This window comes from Paenibacillus sp. LjRoot56 (assembly GCF_964253335.1).
Classification (GTDB): domain Bacteria; phylum Bacillota; class Bacilli; order Paenibacillales; family NBRC-103111; genus Paenibacillus_E; species Paenibacillus_E allorhizoplanae.
The window spans coordinates 2,737,032-2,755,533 of record NZ_CAXURV020000001.1; the positions used below are offsets into that span (position 1 = coordinate 2,737,032).

General features: G+C 44.3%; 17 protein-coding genes and 1 other RNA gene. 8 read left to right on the forward strand and 10 right to left on the reverse strand.

Annotated elements, in window-relative coordinates; genetic code table 11:
* Window positions 1–28: 28 nt before the first annotated feature.
* Together ACSQ8O_RS12275 and ACSQ8O_RS12280 are read right to left on the reverse strand one after the other, a co-directional pair.
* Window positions 29–1,207 carry an MFS transporter gene (locus ACSQ8O_RS12275; protein WP_436241790.1) on the reverse strand — a complete coding sequence of 393 codons (1,179 nt, stop codon included), beginning with the start codon at window positions 1,205–1,207 and terminating at the stop codon, window positions 29–31.
* A 20-nt stretch (window positions 1,208–1,227) separates the two neighbouring features.
* Window positions 1,228–2,562, reverse strand: a complete 1,335-nt coding sequence (locus ACSQ8O_RS12280; RefSeq protein ID WP_436241791.1) for a multi antimicrobial extrusion protein MatE — start codon at window positions 2,560–2,562, stop codon at window positions 1,228–1,230.
* A gap of 170 nt (window positions 2,563–2,732) precedes the next feature.
* Between ACSQ8O_RS12280 and ACSQ8O_RS12285 the strand changes: the two genes are divergently transcribed.
* From ACSQ8O_RS12285 to serS, 5 genes are all read left to right on the forward strand, one after another.
* A complete protein-coding gene (locus ACSQ8O_RS12285) occupies window positions 2,733–3,047 on the forward strand; it encodes a hypothetical protein (protein WP_056616352.1) in 315 nt (104 codons plus the stop codon).
* Between the two features lie 28 nt (window positions 3,048–3,075).
* Complete coding sequence (locus ACSQ8O_RS12290; RefSeq protein WP_436241792.1) at window positions 3,076–3,708, forward strand: hypothetical protein; 633 nt, start codon at window positions 3,076–3,078, stop codon at window positions 3,706–3,708.
* 43 nt (window positions 3,709–3,751) lie between these two features.
* Window positions 3,752–4,777: a tetraprenyl-beta-curcumene synthase family protein gene (locus tag ACSQ8O_RS12295; RefSeq protein ID WP_436242003.1), complete on the forward strand. Its 1,026-nt coding sequence runs from the start codon at window positions 3,752–3,754 to the stop codon at window positions 4,775–4,777.
* A gap of 37 nt (window positions 4,778–4,814) precedes the next feature.
* A complete protein-coding gene (gene pfkA, locus ACSQ8O_RS12300; protein WP_436241793.1) occupies window positions 4,815–5,783 on the forward strand; it encodes a 6-phosphofructokinase in 969 nt (322 codons plus the stop codon).
* Window positions 5,784–6,083: 300 nt separating this feature from the next.
* Window positions 6,084–7,364 (forward strand): serine--tRNA ligase, encoded by a 1,281-nt coding sequence (gene serS / locus ACSQ8O_RS12305; RefSeq protein ID WP_436241794.1) that lies wholly within the window; start codon window positions 6,084–6,086, stop codon window positions 7,362–7,364.
* A gap of 438 nt (window positions 7,365–7,802) precedes the next feature.
* Here the strand turns inward: serS and ACSQ8O_RS12310 are convergent, their stop codons facing one another.
* The 7 genes from ACSQ8O_RS12310 to ACSQ8O_RS12340 form a co-directional block, all read right to left on the reverse strand.
* The gene (locus tag ACSQ8O_RS12310; RefSeq protein ID WP_436241795.1) at window positions 7,803–8,759 is read right to left on the reverse strand and encodes a D-2-hydroxyacid dehydrogenase; all 957 of its coding nucleotides are present in this window, start codon (window positions 8,757–8,759) and stop codon (window positions 7,803–7,805) included.
* A 136-nt stretch (window positions 8,760–8,895) separates the two neighbouring features.
* A complete protein-coding gene (locus tag ACSQ8O_RS12315; protein WP_436241796.1) occupies window positions 8,896–10,089 on the reverse strand; it encodes a putative glycoside hydrolase in 1,194 nt (397 codons plus the stop codon).
* Between the two features lie 185 nt (window positions 10,090–10,274).
* Entirely contained in the window at window positions 10,275–10,499 is a 225-nt protein-coding gene (locus ACSQ8O_RS12320) for a Sec-independent protein translocase subunit TatA/TatB (protein WP_436241797.1), read from the reverse strand.
* 124 nt (window positions 10,500–10,623) lie between these two features.
* On the reverse strand, window positions 10,624–10,782 hold the full coding sequence (locus ACSQ8O_RS12325) for a hypothetical protein (RefSeq protein WP_397340150.1): 159 nt from the start codon (window positions 10,780–10,782) through the stop codon (window positions 10,624–10,626).
* 166 nt (window positions 10,783–10,948) lie between these two features.
* A complete protein-coding gene (locus ACSQ8O_RS12330; RefSeq protein ID WP_056616324.1) occupies window positions 10,949–11,770 on the reverse strand; it encodes a YitT family protein in 822 nt (273 codons plus the stop codon).
* Between the two features lie 149 nt (window positions 11,771–11,919).
* Window positions 11,920–12,612, reverse strand: coding sequence for a DUF4247 domain-containing protein (locus ACSQ8O_RS12335; RefSeq protein ID WP_436241798.1), 693 nt, complete (start codon window positions 12,610–12,612; stop codon window positions 11,920–11,922).
* Window positions 12,613–12,691: 79 nt separating this feature from the next.
* Window positions 12,692–13,228 carry a DUF4178 domain-containing protein gene (locus tag ACSQ8O_RS12340; protein WP_436241799.1) on the reverse strand — a complete coding sequence of 179 codons (537 nt, stop codon included), beginning with the start codon at window positions 13,226–13,228 and terminating at the stop codon, window positions 12,692–12,694.
* A gap of 285 nt (window positions 13,229–13,513) precedes the next feature.
* On the opposite strand from ACSQ8O_RS12340, the gene ACSQ8O_RS12345 reads away from it, so the two are divergent.
* From ACSQ8O_RS12345 to ssrS, 3 genes are all read left to right on the forward strand, one after another.
* Window positions 13,514–15,139, forward strand: coding sequence for a DEAD/DEAH box helicase (locus ACSQ8O_RS12345; protein WP_056616316.1), 1,626 nt, complete (start codon window positions 13,514–13,516; stop codon window positions 15,137–15,139).
* Between the two features lie 351 nt (window positions 15,140–15,490).
* Window positions 15,491–16,327, forward strand: coding sequence for a YesL family protein (locus ACSQ8O_RS12350; protein ID WP_436241800.1), 837 nt, complete (start codon window positions 15,491–15,493; stop codon window positions 16,325–16,327).
* A gap of 49 nt (window positions 16,328–16,376) precedes the next feature.
* Window positions 16,377–16,558: non-coding RNA, 6S RNA (gene ssrS / locus ACSQ8O_RS12355), on the forward strand.
* Between the two features lie 104 nt (window positions 16,559–16,662).
* Here the strand turns inward: ssrS and xylB are convergent.
* A complete protein-coding gene (gene xylB, locus ACSQ8O_RS12360; protein WP_436241801.1) occupies window positions 16,663–18,198 on the reverse strand; it encodes a xylulokinase in 1,536 nt (511 codons plus the stop codon).
* Window positions 18,199–18,502 lie beyond the last annotated feature (304 nt).

Consider the following 18,502-nt stretch of genomic DNA (forward strand, 5'->3'; position numbering starts at 1 on the left):
AGGCTATAAGGAAGTAAGCATTCTCTTATCATCGACTAGGAAGGGCATCCTCATTCCTTTGAAACAGATACGTGCACAGAAAGCCTATGGCTGACGTTATCGATAAGCACGCTGCAATCATATAAACGGTACTTCCGCCAGCTTCATTATAGATCCAACCACCTGCGGTGCCGCTTATCAAACCAGCTATACTAGACCAAGCGACAGCGAAAATGGCTTGACCTGAGGACCGGTACTCATCCGGAATAATTTGACTCAAATAACGATTCGCGGTGAAGAGGAAAACACCAAAAGTTATGCTGTGTAGAAGCTGAATGCTGATAACCCAAATGGGATCATGTATGAAACTCATCATGACGAACCGGAAGGCGTAAATCACACCAGCAAAGGCAAGTAAGGGTAATTCCTTGAAGCGATGCCCGTGTTTGCTCAGATAGAAAAAGACCGGAATCTCGCTGAGTGCGGATGTCATCCACGCATATCCGATGAGTGAATCAGAAGCACCGAGTTGACGCATATACAGGGCTAAGAAGCCATCATTGAACCGATGTGATACTGACATGATGATCACAAGCGTAAGGAACCAAATGAATTTTTTGGAACGAATAATGTTCACCATACCGCCAAAAGCCATTTTTTTGCCGCCTTGACGCGTATCTTTCAGCAGAAAAAGAATGATTAATGTACAGCCTATCGTTATAAAAAGCAAGAGAGGTGTAAGTCCCGTTCCATATGCTCGTAGGATTAAACCGAAACCGCCAGCTGACACTGCGAAGCCAATAGAGCCATATACGCGGAAGGAGGCATAGCTTTTCCCACTCGATCGGATATGCAGCATAACTTGACTGTCATTTAAGGAGTTCACTGGCTGTTGGAAGAAGAAAAACGCTGCCAAACAAACATAGAGCAGGGAAAACCAGCCTGCGGTAGAAACCAAGATGGCTGTGACGAGCTGGCCGAGGATCAGAATAATCATGATTTTCTTGACGGTTTGAAACCGATCGCTCAGGAACCCCCATAATAGGTTGGTTGCAATGCCGATCAATGGTCCGATGGCGTAGAGTAAGCCGATTTGGATCTTAGAATATCCTTTATAATCGAAATAGAGCGGGAAAAAAGTCACAACAATCCCCATCGTCATAAAAAAAGAAAAAGTAAACATTTTAAGCAATCGATCATTTCTATCAATCGCATTTGAATTTGCCAAGCGTAATCATCACCATTTCATTACATATTTTCTTGTGGCTGACTGGGTTGTTGCACATCATTCGTTCGTTTGAGCACATAGATGACGACAAGTAGTTCTGCCAACATGCCCACCGATTGGGCTAGCGCGCCGATCACTCCATTCCAGCTAGGAACCGTTGCAATGGCAACGAATAAAGTGAGTACCGTAATAGTAGCATTCGCAGATTGCGAGAAAACCATGATTTTTGTTTGGCCGCGCAGCATAATAATCCCATTCATATAATCAAGCCATGGGAATACAATCGTCATGATCATGAAAATACGCATGGCACTTAGACTGGCTTGCCTCAGTTCCGCATTTACACCCATGACATGTGTCATAAACCAAGGGCCAATCGGCGTATAAGCCAGTATGGCTATTAGAGTTCCTGGAATGAAGCTAAGCAGGAGAATGAATTTTTTGACTCTTACAGCATCTTTGCGATAGAAATTTAAGACGATTTGATGTATGTATGAGAAGAAACTCATCACTAACTGTGTTAAGGATCCAGCGATCGCAAAAGAAGAGATGGCTAGATGGATATGTGTTGTTTTGCCTAACATAGCATTAATAGACGGTCCAATAATTACAGCGATAACAGATGAATATAAGAGCGGTTTGTAAAAGCTGAAAATTTGCTGTTTCGTCTCAATTGGATGATTGGGTGCTTTCTCCGGAATCACATGCTTGAGTAAGCTTGTCCCCTCCCAAATCGCAACAGTTGCTTCAATGACCATACCGACAAGGAAAATAATGGCACCTACTTTACCGCTGGAGACATTATCCGTTGTAATGAAATATAAAGATAAGAAATACATCGCGATAATCCGTACGCCCATGCCGATGGTGAGCCATTTGGTACGCATATTGAAAATGATAATTCCATGAAACAAACAACGCAGGCCAGAGAAGATGCTTACATACATAAGGATGCGGTAAACACTTAATGTGGCAGCAAGCATTTCACGTTCTACGCCGAAAAAATAAAGAAACACCCATTCTCCAACCGGTGTGTAACAGAGTATGAGGCCGAGCAGGATGATACAGGCAAAAACGTATGAGCTGACAACGCCCATGGCACGGAAGGAAATCCTGTCCCTGACAAGTGCCGAGCAGGCTTGTCGTAGCAATACAACGGGTCTTTCAGTCAGTCCTAGTAGACTTAGGGGAATGGCATAGCTGGCGATGACGACCTCGGGATTATCAGCCCTAGCCAAGGTGCTGTTAATAATAACATGCGAGAGGGTTACAAGCGTTGCAGAAAGTCCGAGGGGGAGGAAAAAGGAGATGAGCTGTTTCCATGTGATGGTTTCCTTTACTGTCTTAGCATTCATCCAAATCGCACTCCTTCGCGTTTTGCAAAACATTTCTTAAGTATATCAGAAAATGAAATCGGGATGACATACAATTTTAACTGGAAACCGAAGGTTTGAAGTGATACATTTAAAGGTAGAATGTTTCTTGAACAAGACTGCCAGTTTTGCCTGCAAGGAGGTATACATGAATGAACAGCTATTTTCAGTATGATGAAAGACTCGGCATTGAGATTCCCGTTTTGGAATTGGAGTGGGAAATGTATGATGCTGCTGTTCGCATAAATCTGTTATTACAGTGGGAACAAATTCGAGGCGTTATTCCGGATCGAATTATGAAATTGGAAGCACAAATCATTGAAAAGCAAAATAAACTCGATAAGGAAGACGATTTTGTAACCTCCTGCCGTTTGAATTCCGATATTGCTGACTTGGCTTCAATCATAAATGATCTTCATCTCTGGTTCCGAACTAATCAGGATTTAGAATCAAAAACCCACCATTAATGGTTGTCAATGAAGGGAGAATGACTGCATGCATAGCAATAAGGATGGGAATAACTGGCTAGGAACGATAGCGAAACCACTTCTGGAGCATCTCCCTGAGCTTTATCCAATTGAAGAGTGGGACGTCGCAATGGATGCACGGATCGAAGGACTCTCAACATCATTGATTACGGAAGGAAGTCCTGAGCAGCTCCCCTATGGGTTAGCTATTAAAGCAGGCTTGTTTCTTCTAAATGAAAGTCTAGATAAATCTCACGATATCTCGCAGGAAATTACGAATCCAACCGGAAGTTACTGGCATGCTCTTATGCATCGGATGGAAGGCGACTATAGTAATGCGAAATACTGGTTTAACGACGTTGGTCATCATCCTATTTTTTCTAATCTAATCCAATTTGTAAGAGATAATCTATCGCTCAAAGACTTCATGGAATTGGAAAATGAAGCACTTCGACATAAGCTTGAAGTACTTGTAACATCGCCAGTTTGGAATCCATACGTATTTATTGATGTGATTGAAATTCAGGTATCGCTTGTTCAGAATCCTACAGTTGATAGTTGGTTACGCCAAATACAGCGATCTGAAATGCAATTATTACTTCAATTCTGCTATGAACAAAGTTGTGGAGGAAGTTTACTTGAAGCAATTGGACAAAAGTAGAATAAGGAGCCATGCAAAGGTTCCGCAAGGGCCCATCCGATTAATGATCTGTGTATATCGCTATATTTTACCTGGTGTCGATGAGCAATTGAGCTTCTGGAAAAGTAGAGCTACGAGTATTCCCGATGAAGAGCTTCGTACTCAAGCACTAGCAAGCATTGCAACGAAGCAATTTCATTGTCAAGGAGGAGCTGTGTATGCAGCTGCTCATTTATCGATGCGCCACGTGCTTATTCCACTCATCGTCGCATTCCAGTCAATCAGTGACTACTTGGATAATTTATGTGATCGCAGCACCTCGCTGGACCCGAAGGACTTTCGACAATTGCATCAATCTATGCTAGATGCAGTTGATCCTGCAAAGCCTCTGCATGATTACTATGCGTTCAGAGATGAGAAAGAAGACGGCGGCTATCTGCAAGACCTTGTTCAGCAATGCCAGACTTCTATTAGCCAGATGCCTTCGTATTTGAAAGTGGCTGACCAAGTCAAAGAGTTTGTAGGCTTATACTGTGATTTGCAGGTGTACAAGCATATTCGTAAGGATTTACGCGAGCCACAGCTGCATCAATGGTGGGAAGATCATCACCATAAATATCGCCAGATTGATTGGAATGAGTTTGCTGCTGCAACGGGATCAACATTAGGTATGTTTATGCTATTTTTGGGTGCGTGTGATCCGGATCTGACGGACAAGCAGGTAGAATCCATCCGGGAAGCTTATTTTCCTTATGTGTGTGGACTTCATATTCTGCTTGATTATTTAATTGATCAGGAAGAAGATATTGTAGGTGGAGACTTGAATTTTTGTACCTACTACGATTCGTTAGATACAACCGTAGAGCGAATCGCTTTCATTGTCCAAGAGGCGAGAAGTAAAATTTTGTTCTTGGAACATCCGAGATTTCATCGTATGATAATCGAAGGTTTGCTTGCTCTCTATTTATCTGACCCTAAGGTCAACAGTCAACACCAAGTGAAAAAAATCTCAAAGCGTCTGATGAAAAATAGTCCTTTAACCAGGCTTTTTTTCTGGATAAATAGTATGTACATCCGTACGACATCATGAATGTCATTCACAAGAATTATGAAGGAGGAAATTTAATATGTCAGCAGTAAAATCAATTGCCGTTTTAACCAGTGGAGGAGATTCTCAAGGTATGAATGCAGCGGTTCGAGCGGTTGTTCGAAGTGCACTATACCATGGGCTCGAAGTGTATGCCGTTCAGCGTGGATATCAAGGACTTATTAACGATGATATTCGCAAAATGGACTTGCGTAGCGTAGGTGACATCATTCAGCGTGGAGGAACGATTCTCCAAACGGCTCGTTGTAAAGAATTTATGACACCTGAAGGACAGCAAATCGGTGCAGACAACTTGCGTAGACGCGGAATTGATGGCCTAGTTGTTATTGGTGGAGATGGTTCCTATCAAGGAGCGAACAAGCTTAGCAAATTGGGTATCAAAACGATGGGCCTACCGGGGACAATCGACAACGACATCCCATTCACTGATTTTACAATTGGATTCGATACAGCTGTAAGTATCGTTGTGGATGCCATTAATAAGCTGCGGGATACGATGACATCTCATGAACGTTCATCGGTTGTCGAAGTTATGGGACGTCATTGTGGTGAAATTGCCCTGTACGCGGGACTTGCCAGCGGTGCTGAAACCATTATTGTGCCAGAGGTTGATGTGGATGTTACAGAAGTTGCTAATCGGATGAAGGATAACTTCAACCATGGCAAACGTCACAGTATTATCCTAGTAGCTGAAGGAGCAGGAACTGGTGAAGGAATTGCGAAGCAGATCACGGAAACGAACGGGATTGAGCCTCGTGTGACCGTTCTTGGTCATATTCAACGTGGTGGTGCGCCAACGCATAATGACCGCATCTTAGCAAGTCGTCTAGGCGATTTTGCTGTTCGCAAACTGATGGAGGGTGATTCTTCTAAAGCTTGCGGTATTATCAAAGGTGAGCTTGTGGCAACGGATATCGATCTTGTTGTTAACACGAAACGTACCTTTAATATGGAACTTTATGAATTGGCTAGCCGTTTGTCTCAATAAGCCTAATTTTGCGAATAGGTGTTGATCTTCATTTGCATTTCGGCTATAATAGCGAACAATATATAAATCGACATCATGTCTATGAAGAGCATCCAACTCGGAGACGTTCATGATCGGAAGGACGCAAGATCCTTCTCTAAATAAACCGGCACCGCCCGTTATCGCGGAACCAAGCGGATGATGACCATTGATGTCATCATCAAGTTGGGTGGCACCGCGAGCAGAACGCTCCTCGTCCCAATCGGACTGAGGGCGTTTTTTGTCTTTTTCACCTATAAGAAGAGGAAGCGGTGACGGAACATGCTGGATATCAAATGGATTCGAAACAACCAAGATCAAGTGAAAGCAGCAGCTATTCGAAAAGGTGTAGAATGCCATGTGGAGGAACTGCTCGTAGTCGATGAGAAGAAAAGGGGATTGCTGGGCAAAGCCGATCTGCTGCGAGCAGATCGCAATCGCGCTTCGGAACAAATCGCTTCGTTAATGATGCAGAGGAAAATCGCCGAAGCAGAAGGCTTGAAGGAGCAAGTTCGCGGCTGGAATCAAAGCCTCGCGGCACTGGAAGCGGAATTGAACGAGTTTGAACTGAGGTTCAAAGAGCTCATGCTGCAAATACCGAATCTAGCATCGCCGGATACACCAATAGGTGAGAGCGATCAAGAGAATGTAGAGCTTAAGGTCGTTGGAGATAAGCCGACTTTTAACTTCGAGATGAAAGATCACCTTCAACTTGGTGAAGCGTTGAACATGATTGATGTTGGTAGGGGTGTGAAGATCGCTGGCACCCGCAATTATTATCTCAAAGGAATGGGGCTTTATTTGCACAGGGCTGTCCAACAGCTGGCCATTGACTTACTAACGGATCGTGGATTCACCGTCATGGATGTACCGCTTATGGTGCGGGAGGAAACACTGCTCAATGCGGCTTTCTTTCCAGCAGGTAAAGATCAAACGTATGAGCTTCCTGCGGACAACACATGGTTAGTTGGTACTTCGGAAGGTCCGTTGATTTCGTACTATGCGGGAGAGATCGTCGATCTATCGGAGGGGCCAATTCAGTTAGCGGCCGTGTCGAATTGTTTCCGGAAAGAAGCGGGCTCAGCGGGAAGAGATGTACGGGGATTATATCGTGTCCATCAATTTGCGAAGGTTGAGCAAGTGATCCTCTGCGAAAATAATGCGGATGAAGCAGATCGCATGCTGCAGTTGATCACACAAAATGCCGAGGATTTACTTGCATGTCTAGAACTGCCATACCGCGTTGTAGCGGTGTGTTCGGGGGACATGGGGGCCAAAAACTACAAGCAATTCGATATTGAAACATGGATGCCTAGCCGAGGGGCATACGGTGAAACGCATTCGTCGTCGAGCCTGCTGGATTTCCAAGCTAGACGCAGTAATTTGCGTTATCGAGATCAAGAAGGGGTGTTGCGTTATTGCTACACACTGAATAATACGGCCGTTGCATCGCCGCGGATCCTTATTCCATTGCTAGAAAATCATCAACAGGCAGATGGCTCGATCTACATCCCCCCTGCGTTGCGACCGTATATGCGAGGGCTGGAAGCCATTAACGTTTAATCATAGAAAGCCCCATATCCTAAGTGTTTCGGTAGGATAAGGGGCTTTTTGTTGAGAGGAGCGGATTTGCTTTGGCTAGGATTTTCTGTGCTTACTGGCTTCCGAGCTTCTGAGCTCCCGAATACTCGAACTCTCGAATCCCCGAACTCCCGAATACCTGAACTCTCTCGAATCCCCGAACTCCGCAAACTCCCGAATTCTTTTGCTCCAGCTCACCAACTTATCCGCTAACGGACATAGAGGACGCTATCTGGCTTAAATATGCCCATTTAAAACTCTAACGGTCACAGTGGATGCTATTCAGCAGAATTAACTCTTTTTCGAGTTGAAATGGCACAACAACGTCCATCATGTCCGTTAGATTAACAAACATCCTTTTTGAGTAGAAATAACGATCATCATGTCCGTTAGAGTTTGTAAGTGCATCTGCCTATCAAATTAATAACCCTCCGCCAAGTCCACAACGTTGATCATCTCTCCGCCATCCAGCATCGCGCGTAAATTGTGATAGAAAATGGTGGAAACACGATCCGTATAGTGTTCAGATGACCCAGCAATATGAGGGGTTAGGATGACATTCTTCATGTCCCAAAGGGGGGAAGCAGTAGGTAACGGTTCTTGCTCAAAGACATCTAACGCTGCGCCAGCAAGTTTGCCTTCCTGCAAGGCTTGAATCAAAGCATTTTCATCCAGCACATCGCCGCGAGCTAAATTAATGAAAAAGGCGCTCGGCTTCATAAGCGCTAGATGCTCTTTTTGCAAGAAGCCCCGTGTTTTCATTGTACTTGGAAGCAGAACGACAATGAAATCACTTTGAGATAGCAGCAGCTGAAGACCATCTTCCCCGTGAACGGTTGTATCAAAGGCGGCTTGTGGTGTCCCCGAACGATTCAGGCCGATGACCGACATATCGAATGCTTTGGCTTTGCGAGCAACAGCTTCGCCGATGGCACCAGCACCGATAATTCCAATCGTTTTACCGTGCAATTCGCCAAAGCGAACTTGATTGTCCCACACGTGCTGCTGCTGATTATCATGAAGTAAATTAGCTTTCCGAACCCATTGCAGCATGAGACTCAGTGCGAATTCACTCATTTGAATGGTGTGAACACCTCTAGCATTCGTAACAATCACTTGACGTTGATCGAGCTCTGCAAGAGGCAGTTTATCAACGCCTGCGGATAAGGTTTGCACCCACTTCAACTTAGGGGCACGACTGACGATGTCAGGGTGTAATCGACCTGCTGAGATGATCACATCAGCATCAGGGAGCATATCGCCAGCATCCTTGGAAGAGGAAAACCAATGAAACTGGATGCGTTCTTTCAAGTCTGGAGGGATTTGCTCTTGCATAGAAGTTAGATTCATGCCTGTTACTGCAACTATTTTCAGCATATCATCACATCCTTTTTGATTTTTGAAATGAATACTACCATGATAAATGAAATGGAAACCGAAAGTAAACTCGGGCCGCACGCAAAAATACCCCGAGAGCATAAATAGTCTCTCAGGGTACTCACAAATTTGATGATTAATAATTTACATTGGCCGTGTAATTATTGTTGGCATTCCATAGTAGATACTCATTAACACCGTTATCCTTCAAGGCTCGAATCTGCTCATCTAATTCATGCTTGCCGTATTTAATATAGCCTGGCACCCATGAAGCAGTAAAGTCTTGTATCCAAGGGCGGATAACCGGCTTCCAGCCTTTCTTATCAATAGCTTCTAGCTTCTTATTGGTATCCTTGGAAGCACCATTAATTGTTGCGTACGGTGCAGCATCAGGTACTTTGGAGCCGAACCAACCAGTACTGTAATGGCTTGGATAAATCATAGGAGCAATGACATCGACATTTTGTGAGATTTTCTCGAAATCTTGACCAATACCTTCAGCAGCCGGCACAGACGCTGCATATCCGAAAATGTCAACAGAGACGCGAACACCCAGTGGAGATAATTGCTCTCTCGCATATTTCACGAAAGAAGAGACCGCATCAATCCGTGAACGCTCATCTTTGGTATATTTGAGGATGTCTGCTCGTTTCTCGAAGCCTTCTGGGAAGCGAACGTAATCAAACTGAATTTCTTTGAAGCCTGCTTTGACTGCTTCTTTCGCAACAGCGATATTGTAGTCCCATACCTCTTTGCTGTACGGATTCACGAAGCTATCAGGAGGGTTTTTACCATTCCCCCACAATGTGCCATCTGGATTCACGAAAGATATTTCAGGTTTCTTTTTAGCAAGAACCGTGTCTTTGAAGACAACAATACGTGCGATTGGATAAATGTTATGTTCTTGGAGTGTTGTCATGAGACCTGGCATGTTGCCAATGATTTTCTGAGTGGTTCCCATTGCATCGAGCTCGGCATTACCAGTTTCCCAAGTGATGTAGCCCCAGTCATCTTTCACATCGATAACCATCGCATTCAAATCGGTATCATCAAGTAATTTGACAAGCGTATTGAGTCGTGAACCGCCAGCACTGTGAGCAGTAGCGTAGATCCCTTTAACAACAGGAGCATCTTTCTGTGGATCTACCTTGTTGACAGGTGCGAGTGGATCCGTTGCGTCCGTAGGTGTAGTAGGCGTGACGGGTTGAACGATAGCAACAGCGTTCTTCGCATCTAGCGAAGCTTGCACAAGCTGTTCAAAGCTTGCATCGGGGTTTGCGGCCGTAACATTACCCCAGATAAGGGCAAGCGAGGCGAGTAATATTTCCATGATGTATAAGTCCACTCCAATCCTTGTTTCTAGCTTTCATTATAAGCCAAGCGGTAAACTACGCACAGAGGAAATTTGTAGGCTTTTGTAGAAGCTTGTATGAGTCATTTGGCACATGAGGTACACAGTCTTAAGTAGGATTAAAAACAAAAACACCTAGAAGCTTGGCCTCCAGGTGCTTGGACTTACTTATTCGATTCGCTATTCGATACTTCAGGGTTAATTTCTTTCCGAGCAATCGTAGGTTGATCATCTGTTGATGAGTTGCTGCCGTTTCCATTTGTTGCATCTTTGAACTCTCGGAACATTTTGCCAAAACCTCGACCAAGTTCAGGCAGTTTATTAGGCCCAAATAAAAGCAGGGCAACGATCGCAACTAGTATGATGTGCCAAGGAGATAAAGCTCCCATTCCAGACACCTCCAGTAAAATTTATCTTAGCTATATTATATCATGGACTTATCATAACCCATATAGCCTATTTATTACAATTTTAATAACAGTATATGCCTAAGAGATCCAAAAAAAGACACCCTCAATGGTACAGGGTGTCCTTATGATGTTCCGAAATGCTAAATTGAATAATTTCCATGACATCTTCCGCTGCGAGTGCCTCTATACCGAACCGTAGCACGATCTCGGATTCCAACTCATTGCTGGTCAAAGAGGGATACAACTCGGGCGTTAATTTCATTACAATCCTGGATAATTTGACTGTCTCCACAAGCATCACCCTTCCAATCAGAAGATTAGAATAAGAACTACGCCTGAACCTACCATCGATGAAAACCAGAACTATATGAAATTATATTCATTATAACACAATTCAAAATGGAATAAAGGGGCAGTTGGCTTATTTCTCATTTGGGCTTTCGAAATTCCCCGACAACACCAACCGTTTCCACGATATTCACGAACGCTTTCGGGTCAATCTCTTTAATAATTCGCTTTAATTCCACGAGTTCATATCGCGTCGTAACCGTCATCAACATATCATGCTGCTGCTTCGTATAGGCACCTTCCGTTTTAATAAGTGTTACCCCTCTCGGGATCATGAGCAGCTTATTAATAATGGCATCCTTATGCTTCGTTACAATGAACGCGGTTACTTTAATATGGCGGATATGTATCATATCAACAGTTTTCCCACTAATGAAAATTGCTAACATTGAAAATAATGCAAGGTCCCAATTATCTTTGAAATAGCCGAGAGCGACGATAACAATCCCGTTCATTGAGGATAAAATGGTGCCAAGAGGAAAGTCGTATTTCCGTGTTAAAATCAGACCGACAATGTCAAACCCACCGCTGGATCCCCCAATGCGTAGTGTGATTCCGCTGCCAATACCAATGAGGACGCCACCAAAAACAGCACCTAACATGGAATCTTTGGCTACGAAGTTCATAGGAATGAGTTGCATCATCCAAGTGGTTAAGACGACAGAGGCAACGCTGATCATGATGAAACGTTTACCAATGGAGACGAGTCCCCAAATCATGAGTGGCATGTTAAACAATAAGTAAAGAAATCCGATATTGTAATCTGTAAAATAACCAATAATCATGGCAATTCCTGAAACGCCACCGCTAAGCAGCTGATGGGGAATGAGAAACATATTGAAGCCGACCGCGACAAGCAGTGCGCCAACTAGAATGATTAGAACATCTAGCGCCTTTTTCAAAACAAATCACCTCTAAAATAGTATGCAGCATATTGCAAGTATAATTCATTCTTATAAAACTGCAATCATTATTTAGACAGTGGACAATTAATTCGAATTGCATAAAAAAAGCTGTGTCCAAAAGATGGACAGCAGCTTGTGAATGAAATTTATCGGCGCTTGAAGGAGCCGGTTTTCTTGGTCGTACTTGGTTTGCTCGTACTCGGTTTACTAGTTGTTGGCTTCGTTACTTTATTAGGAGTTGAACCATCATTCTTACGCGCCGTTGAGGAGCTTCCAGAGCTTGGATTTGCTGCACCACTCGTGAAACCACCCGTTCGATCGGATGTAGTTGGCTTCGTCTCCTTGGTTGAACCTGTAGTCGGTGTTGTTGCCTTATAATTCGGCGTCTTTGTGTAGCCGCGGTAGTCATAAGAAGATCCTCTATTGTTATTCCAACCGCCACCAAATATAGATTGAAGCAGCGAGGCGGTTAAATAGCCTTGTAAGAAGGAGGAGTCATAATGGCTCTTGGCATATTCAATGCTATCGAGTTGGACTAATGTATTCTTACTATCACTTGGATCTTTCTGGATATTGATAACCTTGTCCTTATACACAAGGAACATCTGATCCTCAGATTCCTTACTCTTCTCTTTGGGGGTTTCTTTGGCAGCCAGTTCATTCGCAACTGTGGGTACATTCTTGCCTTCAACTGAGTAAACCTTAGACACCGTGGTTCCCTTGCCATCAACGCTTACTAACGGATATTCATCCTTAATATAACGTCCGGCATCTGCGCCACATGCGGTAAGAAGAGCGATAATAAGTATGAAGGAAAGCCATGAAGTCCATTTCTTCATTGTCTGGTAGTCCTCCTTTCAGGGTGTTTCCGAAACATGCTTCCATGATAACATAGCTATAACGTCATCAGTGTCGATATCAAAAATTTCTCAAAAATTTAATTTGATTGCCTGGTGTGCGCTCGCCTTCTAGGGCAACGAATTTACCATCCTGCCATTGAAGGAAAAAGAAGCGCTGGTCCGGTCCGAAATAACGCCAGAAGATGATATCATCGCCGCTGCGGAAATCAGTGTTTCCTTCTGTTCGTGAGACGTCGTTGCGATGAAATTCCAGATCGAAAGTGACATCTCCGTCCAACTCTAATCGAGTAGGCACATCATTGGGATCATCTAGAGCTCCCTCAATAAAACTACATAAGAAGCAATCATAGGTTCTGCCTTTTTCCACAATCAAGCACTGAATATTTTTACCGCTTTGTAGATAATAAGCATAGCGATGCGGCTCAAAGCCGCGGTCAAAATATATGACTTTACCGGAGATGACATATTCCTCTAAGTCTACATTGACAATATCGCCAACACGCGCGACTTCTAGCGGATTACCGACGGATGCGGCATTAGGTTGCTGCTCCTTGTTACTGCGAAGAATGTTGCTGACACGTTTAAATATGGACATAGAAACTCTCCTCTGTACGATTCCGTTTTATTGTTCTCCCCTTTAATACGAGTTGCTTATTCATTCGGTTTCGTTCGAGTCGTTAAAAGTAGCCACTGGCAATGTGTGTATCACCTGTGCTATAATATTTTAGATGTTCTTAAGGGCGGCCAGTTGGATCATGGAAGATGACGAATCGAAAGTGTATTCCACCAAGAAACTATAGAGACGGATAGGAAGTCGTACTTAAGGGTAAAAAAGATACAAGGCATTAGCCTGCCCTGTACAAAAGGAGATTGAATTTATTTGAAAACATTTCAGGAGTTTGGTTTAGACGCATCGGTACTACGTGCGATTACGGAAATGGGCTTTGAAGAGTCCACACCAATTCAAGAGAAAACAATACCATTGGCGATGGATGGCCGTGATTTGATCGGGCAAGCACAAACAGGAACTGGGAAAACGGCAGCATTCGGTATTCCGCTAGTTAACAAAATCAATGTAAAAGAAGAGCGCATTTCGGCTCTAATCATGTGTCCAACACGGGAACTTGCCATTCAGGTTGCGGAAGAGATTGAAAAACTCGGTCGTTTCAAAGGCATTCGTTCTTTGCCAATTTACGGTGGACAGGATATCGTTAAACAAATCCGCGCATTGAAAAAGAAACCACAAATCATTATCGGAACACCAGGACGTCTTCTTGACCATATTAACCGCAAAACAATCAAGCTTGATGATGTTCAAACAGTTATTTTGGATGAAGCGGATGAAATGCTTGATATGGGCTTCATGGATGATATCCAATCTATTCTTAAATTAGTTCCAGCAGAACGTCACACAATGTTGTTCTCTGCAACTATGCCGACTAACATTCAGAAATTGGCTCAACAATTCCTTACTAATCCAGAGCACGTTTCGGTAATCCCGAAACAAGTGAGCGCTCCTTTGATCGAGCAAGCTTACATTGAATTGCATGAGAAACAAAAGTTTGAAGCACTTAGCCGTTTGATCGACATGGAAGCACCAGACCTAGCAATTATTTTCGGACGCACGAAGCGTCGGGTAGATGAGTTGGCAGAAGCTCTTCAAAAAAGAGGTTATGCTGCTGAAGGACTTCATGGTGACTTGTCCCAAAATCAACGTGATAATGTTATGAGAAAATTCCGTGATGGCAGTATTGATGTTCTAGTAGCAACTGACGTTGCTGCACGTGGACTAGATGTATCTGGTGTTACTCACGTTATCAACTTTGACCTTCCGCAAGATCCAGAGAGCTACGTTCACCGTATCGGTCGTACAGGTCGTGCAGGTAAAGAAGGTACTGCTTGGACTTTCGTAACGCCACGAGAAATCGATCACCTTCACTTTATTGAGAAGGTTACACGCCATAAAATCAACAAAAAACCTTTGCCAAGCGTAGCAGAAGCGGTAGAAGGTAAGCAAAAAATGACAGCTGAGCGTATTTTGGATATGCTTCAAAAAGAAGAGCATTCCGAATTTAAAGGCCTAGCTATTCAAATGCTTGAGCAATACGATTCCGTTAACTTGCTTGCAGCAGCGATGAAGCTTCTTACAGGTGACAAGAAAGATCTAAATATCGAATTGACACCAGAAGATCCGATTCGTGCAAGAAAGAAAAAATTCGATGTTCGCAGCTCCGGTAGACGTGTTGGCGGTGGATACGGTTCAGGATCAGGTTCAAGCGATCGTCGTCAAGGTGGCGGCGGTTACGGTGGATCAGGTTCAGGATCAGGCAATTCCTCAAGCGGTGGCTCACGTTACCCGCGTAAGGATAGCAGAGATTACGGTTCAAACAGAGAAGGCGGAAGCAGCTCAACTTCGAGAAACCGCGAATACGGAAGCAACAACTCCGGAAATCGTGATCGTTCCAGAGCGCCGCGCAAAAGTGAAGATACACTTGTAAATAAATAAGTTACAGCACTAAAAAGGCGGAGATCCTAAGGATCTCCGCCTTTTTCAAGTTGTATATGGATTAAATAACAAATGAGCTAGTGATGATAACTAACAAAATGAAAAGCACCAAAATAGCACCTGCGGATGTTCCAACTGGATGAGACATGGTATCAACCTCCTGAATAATGATTGGTGGTACGATTAGACAATACTATATTATGTAAAAGAACCTATAACGACTAGACGGCTACCTATATGATGAAAAATAGGCTATAATTGAGTATATATACAATTAAGACATGCTATCATCATGTCAGCAGTTAACAACGTAGAAAGTTTCCTGAAGGAAACGCTAAGGAGGAAGCAGTTTTGGAGTTTAAGGGAGTTATGGGAGGACTGTACAGAATATCGGAGTGGATTATGCGGTTATCCGTTATCAATTTACTTTGGATGCTTTGTTCGATTCCGGTATTCTTTTTCCTCTTTATGGGGTTAGTGAGTCAAACGCCGGACGCTTTGAAAGCTACGCTGCCGATTCTTGCAATTTTGGCACCGTTTACTTTATTTCCTGCGACAACAGCTATGTTTGCGGTGGCTAGGAAATGGGTGACTGGAGAAGAAGATGTTCCGTTGTTAAAAACATTTTTCCGTGGATACAAAGAAAACTATTTGCAAAGTATGCTTGGCGGTATATTCTTTGTATTAATCTTCGTTATTATTGCTGTGAACTATTTCTTCTATTTGAAGCAAGGCAGCTCGTTGAAAGTGCTAGCCGTTCTTTTTATTGCTTTCACCGTGATCATGATTATTGCTTTGTTTAATTTCTTCTCCATTATCGTTCATTTGCACATGAAGATTTTTCAAATTGTTAAAAATTCAATTTTAATTACAATTGGCAATCCCATCAATTCGGTTGTATTGCTCATTTGTAATGGTGTTATTGTTTATATTTGCTTAACGAAGTTCAATTTCTTCTTAGTTGTGTTCTTCATGGGTGCAATTGTTGCAACGTTCTCCTTCTGGCAGTTTAACCGAAGCTTTACGAAGCTTCAGACGAAACAACAGGAGCTGGAAGAGAAGGAACAGCAGCGGCTTGCTGAAGCCGAAGCAGCTGAAGAAGGCAATGATGAAGCGAGTGAGAGCGAAGTTAATGAATCTCCGATTAGCTTGCATAAAAAAGATGAGAATGACAAGACTAAAGATTAATCCTTCCAGTTGATTATCAGCGAGGTAGGATCTATAATAAGAAAACAGAAGAAATCTGCGATGCTCGTAACGGTTTTAAGTTGTTTTAAACCAATGACTGTTTCTAGGGAGACCTATATTGAAGTGTGGCTGACATGCCCTCGAAAGGGGACCTCAAATACACGTCTGCGGACACCCACCTGCGAGAGCGGGTTTGAAGCACCAAAACCGGACGGCATAGGCGGGTTTCTTCGAATAAAAAAGAGGTTGAACAGGCATCATGCCTGCTCAACCTTTTTTTTATTGTTTCGAGAGGAGGGGGTTCAAGCTAAACGAGTCCGTCCAAGAAGGGCGGCTTAGTTGATTGTATCTGCTAAATCAGTCAATTGGTGGAACGTGCTTTGTAATGTAGGGTAAAGGCTGCGATACACTTTATAGTACGCTTCATATTTGAGTTGGTTAGCTGGATTAGGTTCTACACGATCAGTGACTTCAATCCAATCTTCGCATAATTTCGTAATATCAACTTGAAGTACGCCGGATGCAGCCATGATTGCTGCGCCATACGCAGGGCCATCCGTTGAATTGACCGTCACGACGGGAATTCCGAAAATGTCAGCGATCATTTGACGCCAGAAAGGACTTCTAGCTCCGCCCCCATTTACACGAAGCTCCGTAACTTCGATCCCGGATTCACGAATCAATTCCATAGAATCACGAAGTCCAAAGGTGATACCTTCAAGTACAGCGCGGGTCAAATGTGCTTTTTCATGTCTTAGATTAAGCCCGATGAAGGCACCGCGTGCTTTCGGATCTGGATGTGGCGTACGTTCCCCGGATAAATAAGGAAGGAACAACAAACCTTCACTACCAAGTGGTGCTGTAGCAGCTTCTGCTGTCAGAATTTCATACACATCTTTGCCTTCTTGCTCAGCGCGTGCAAGCTCTTCACTGGCAAAGTGATTGCGCCACCACTGGAATGAGCCGCCAGCCGCGAGCATAACGCCCATGCGGTGCCACTTGCCCGGCACGCCGTGACAGAAGGAATGAAGGCGGTACGCTTCATCAACTTGGTAGGTGTCGTCATGGACGAAGACGACACCAGAAGTGCCGAGCGCCACCGAGGCGATGCCTTGGCGGACGACGCCAACACCAACGGCGCCGCAAGCTTGGTCGCCACCGCCGACAACGATCGGCGTGCCTGGGGCTAAGCCGGTGAGCGCTGCTGCCTCTGGCAGCAGGTGCCCGGCAATGTCGCCGGACTCATAGAGCGGCGGCAGCCACTCGAGCGGGATCTCTAACCGCTCAGCGACGGTTTGAGACCAGCTGCGATTGGCTACATCGAGCAGCAGCGTGCCACTGGCGTCGGCCATATCCATGCCGAACGCACCCGTCAGGCGCAGCCTGACGTAGTCCTTCGGCAGCAACAGATGCCGAACGCGGGCGTAGTGCTCCGGCTCATGCTGCCGGAGCCAGAGGAGCTTGGGCGCGGTGAAGCCGGTCAGCGCCCGATTGCCTGTGAGGCGACCGAGCTCGGCTTCGCCGACGGTCGCCTCGATGTAAGCGCATTGCTCCGCGGTGCGCTGATCGCACCAGAGCAGCGCAGGCCGGATGACCTGCTGCGCCTCGTCGAGGAAGACCGACCCGTGCATCTGGCCGGAGAAGCCAATACCAGCTACAGCATCGCTCGACACGCCCGTGCTAGCCAAGAGCCCTTGTATGCCTGCAATCGTGGCATTCCACCAATCTTCAGGATGCTGCTCAGCCCAACCTGGATGTGGTTGTTGCAGCGGATATTGGGCAGAATGTGAGCCGATAACCGTACCAGCTTCATCCACTAGAATGCATTTAATGGCAGAAGTACCTAAATCTAAACCCATAAAATAAGCCATGATGAGATCATCCTTTTTATAATGAATTAGGGTCATTGCTTCGATATTCTTTGTTTGTTTATTGAATATACAAAGATAACTTATTCAATGTATTCGCCCATGCTTTCAAATATCCTTCTTTTCCAGTCGATTATTCCTATGAATTTTTGCTGAGCAGGGTATGCTTAAAAGAATGGTTCTACTCACACTTATAATGTGGAAAAACTTGTCTCAAAACTTTCCCTAGGGAAAAATAATTTCGGTGGAACATAAATGTTTACCTGTAGCATAAAATGGGGTTATGTAGTATACTACATATAAAAGT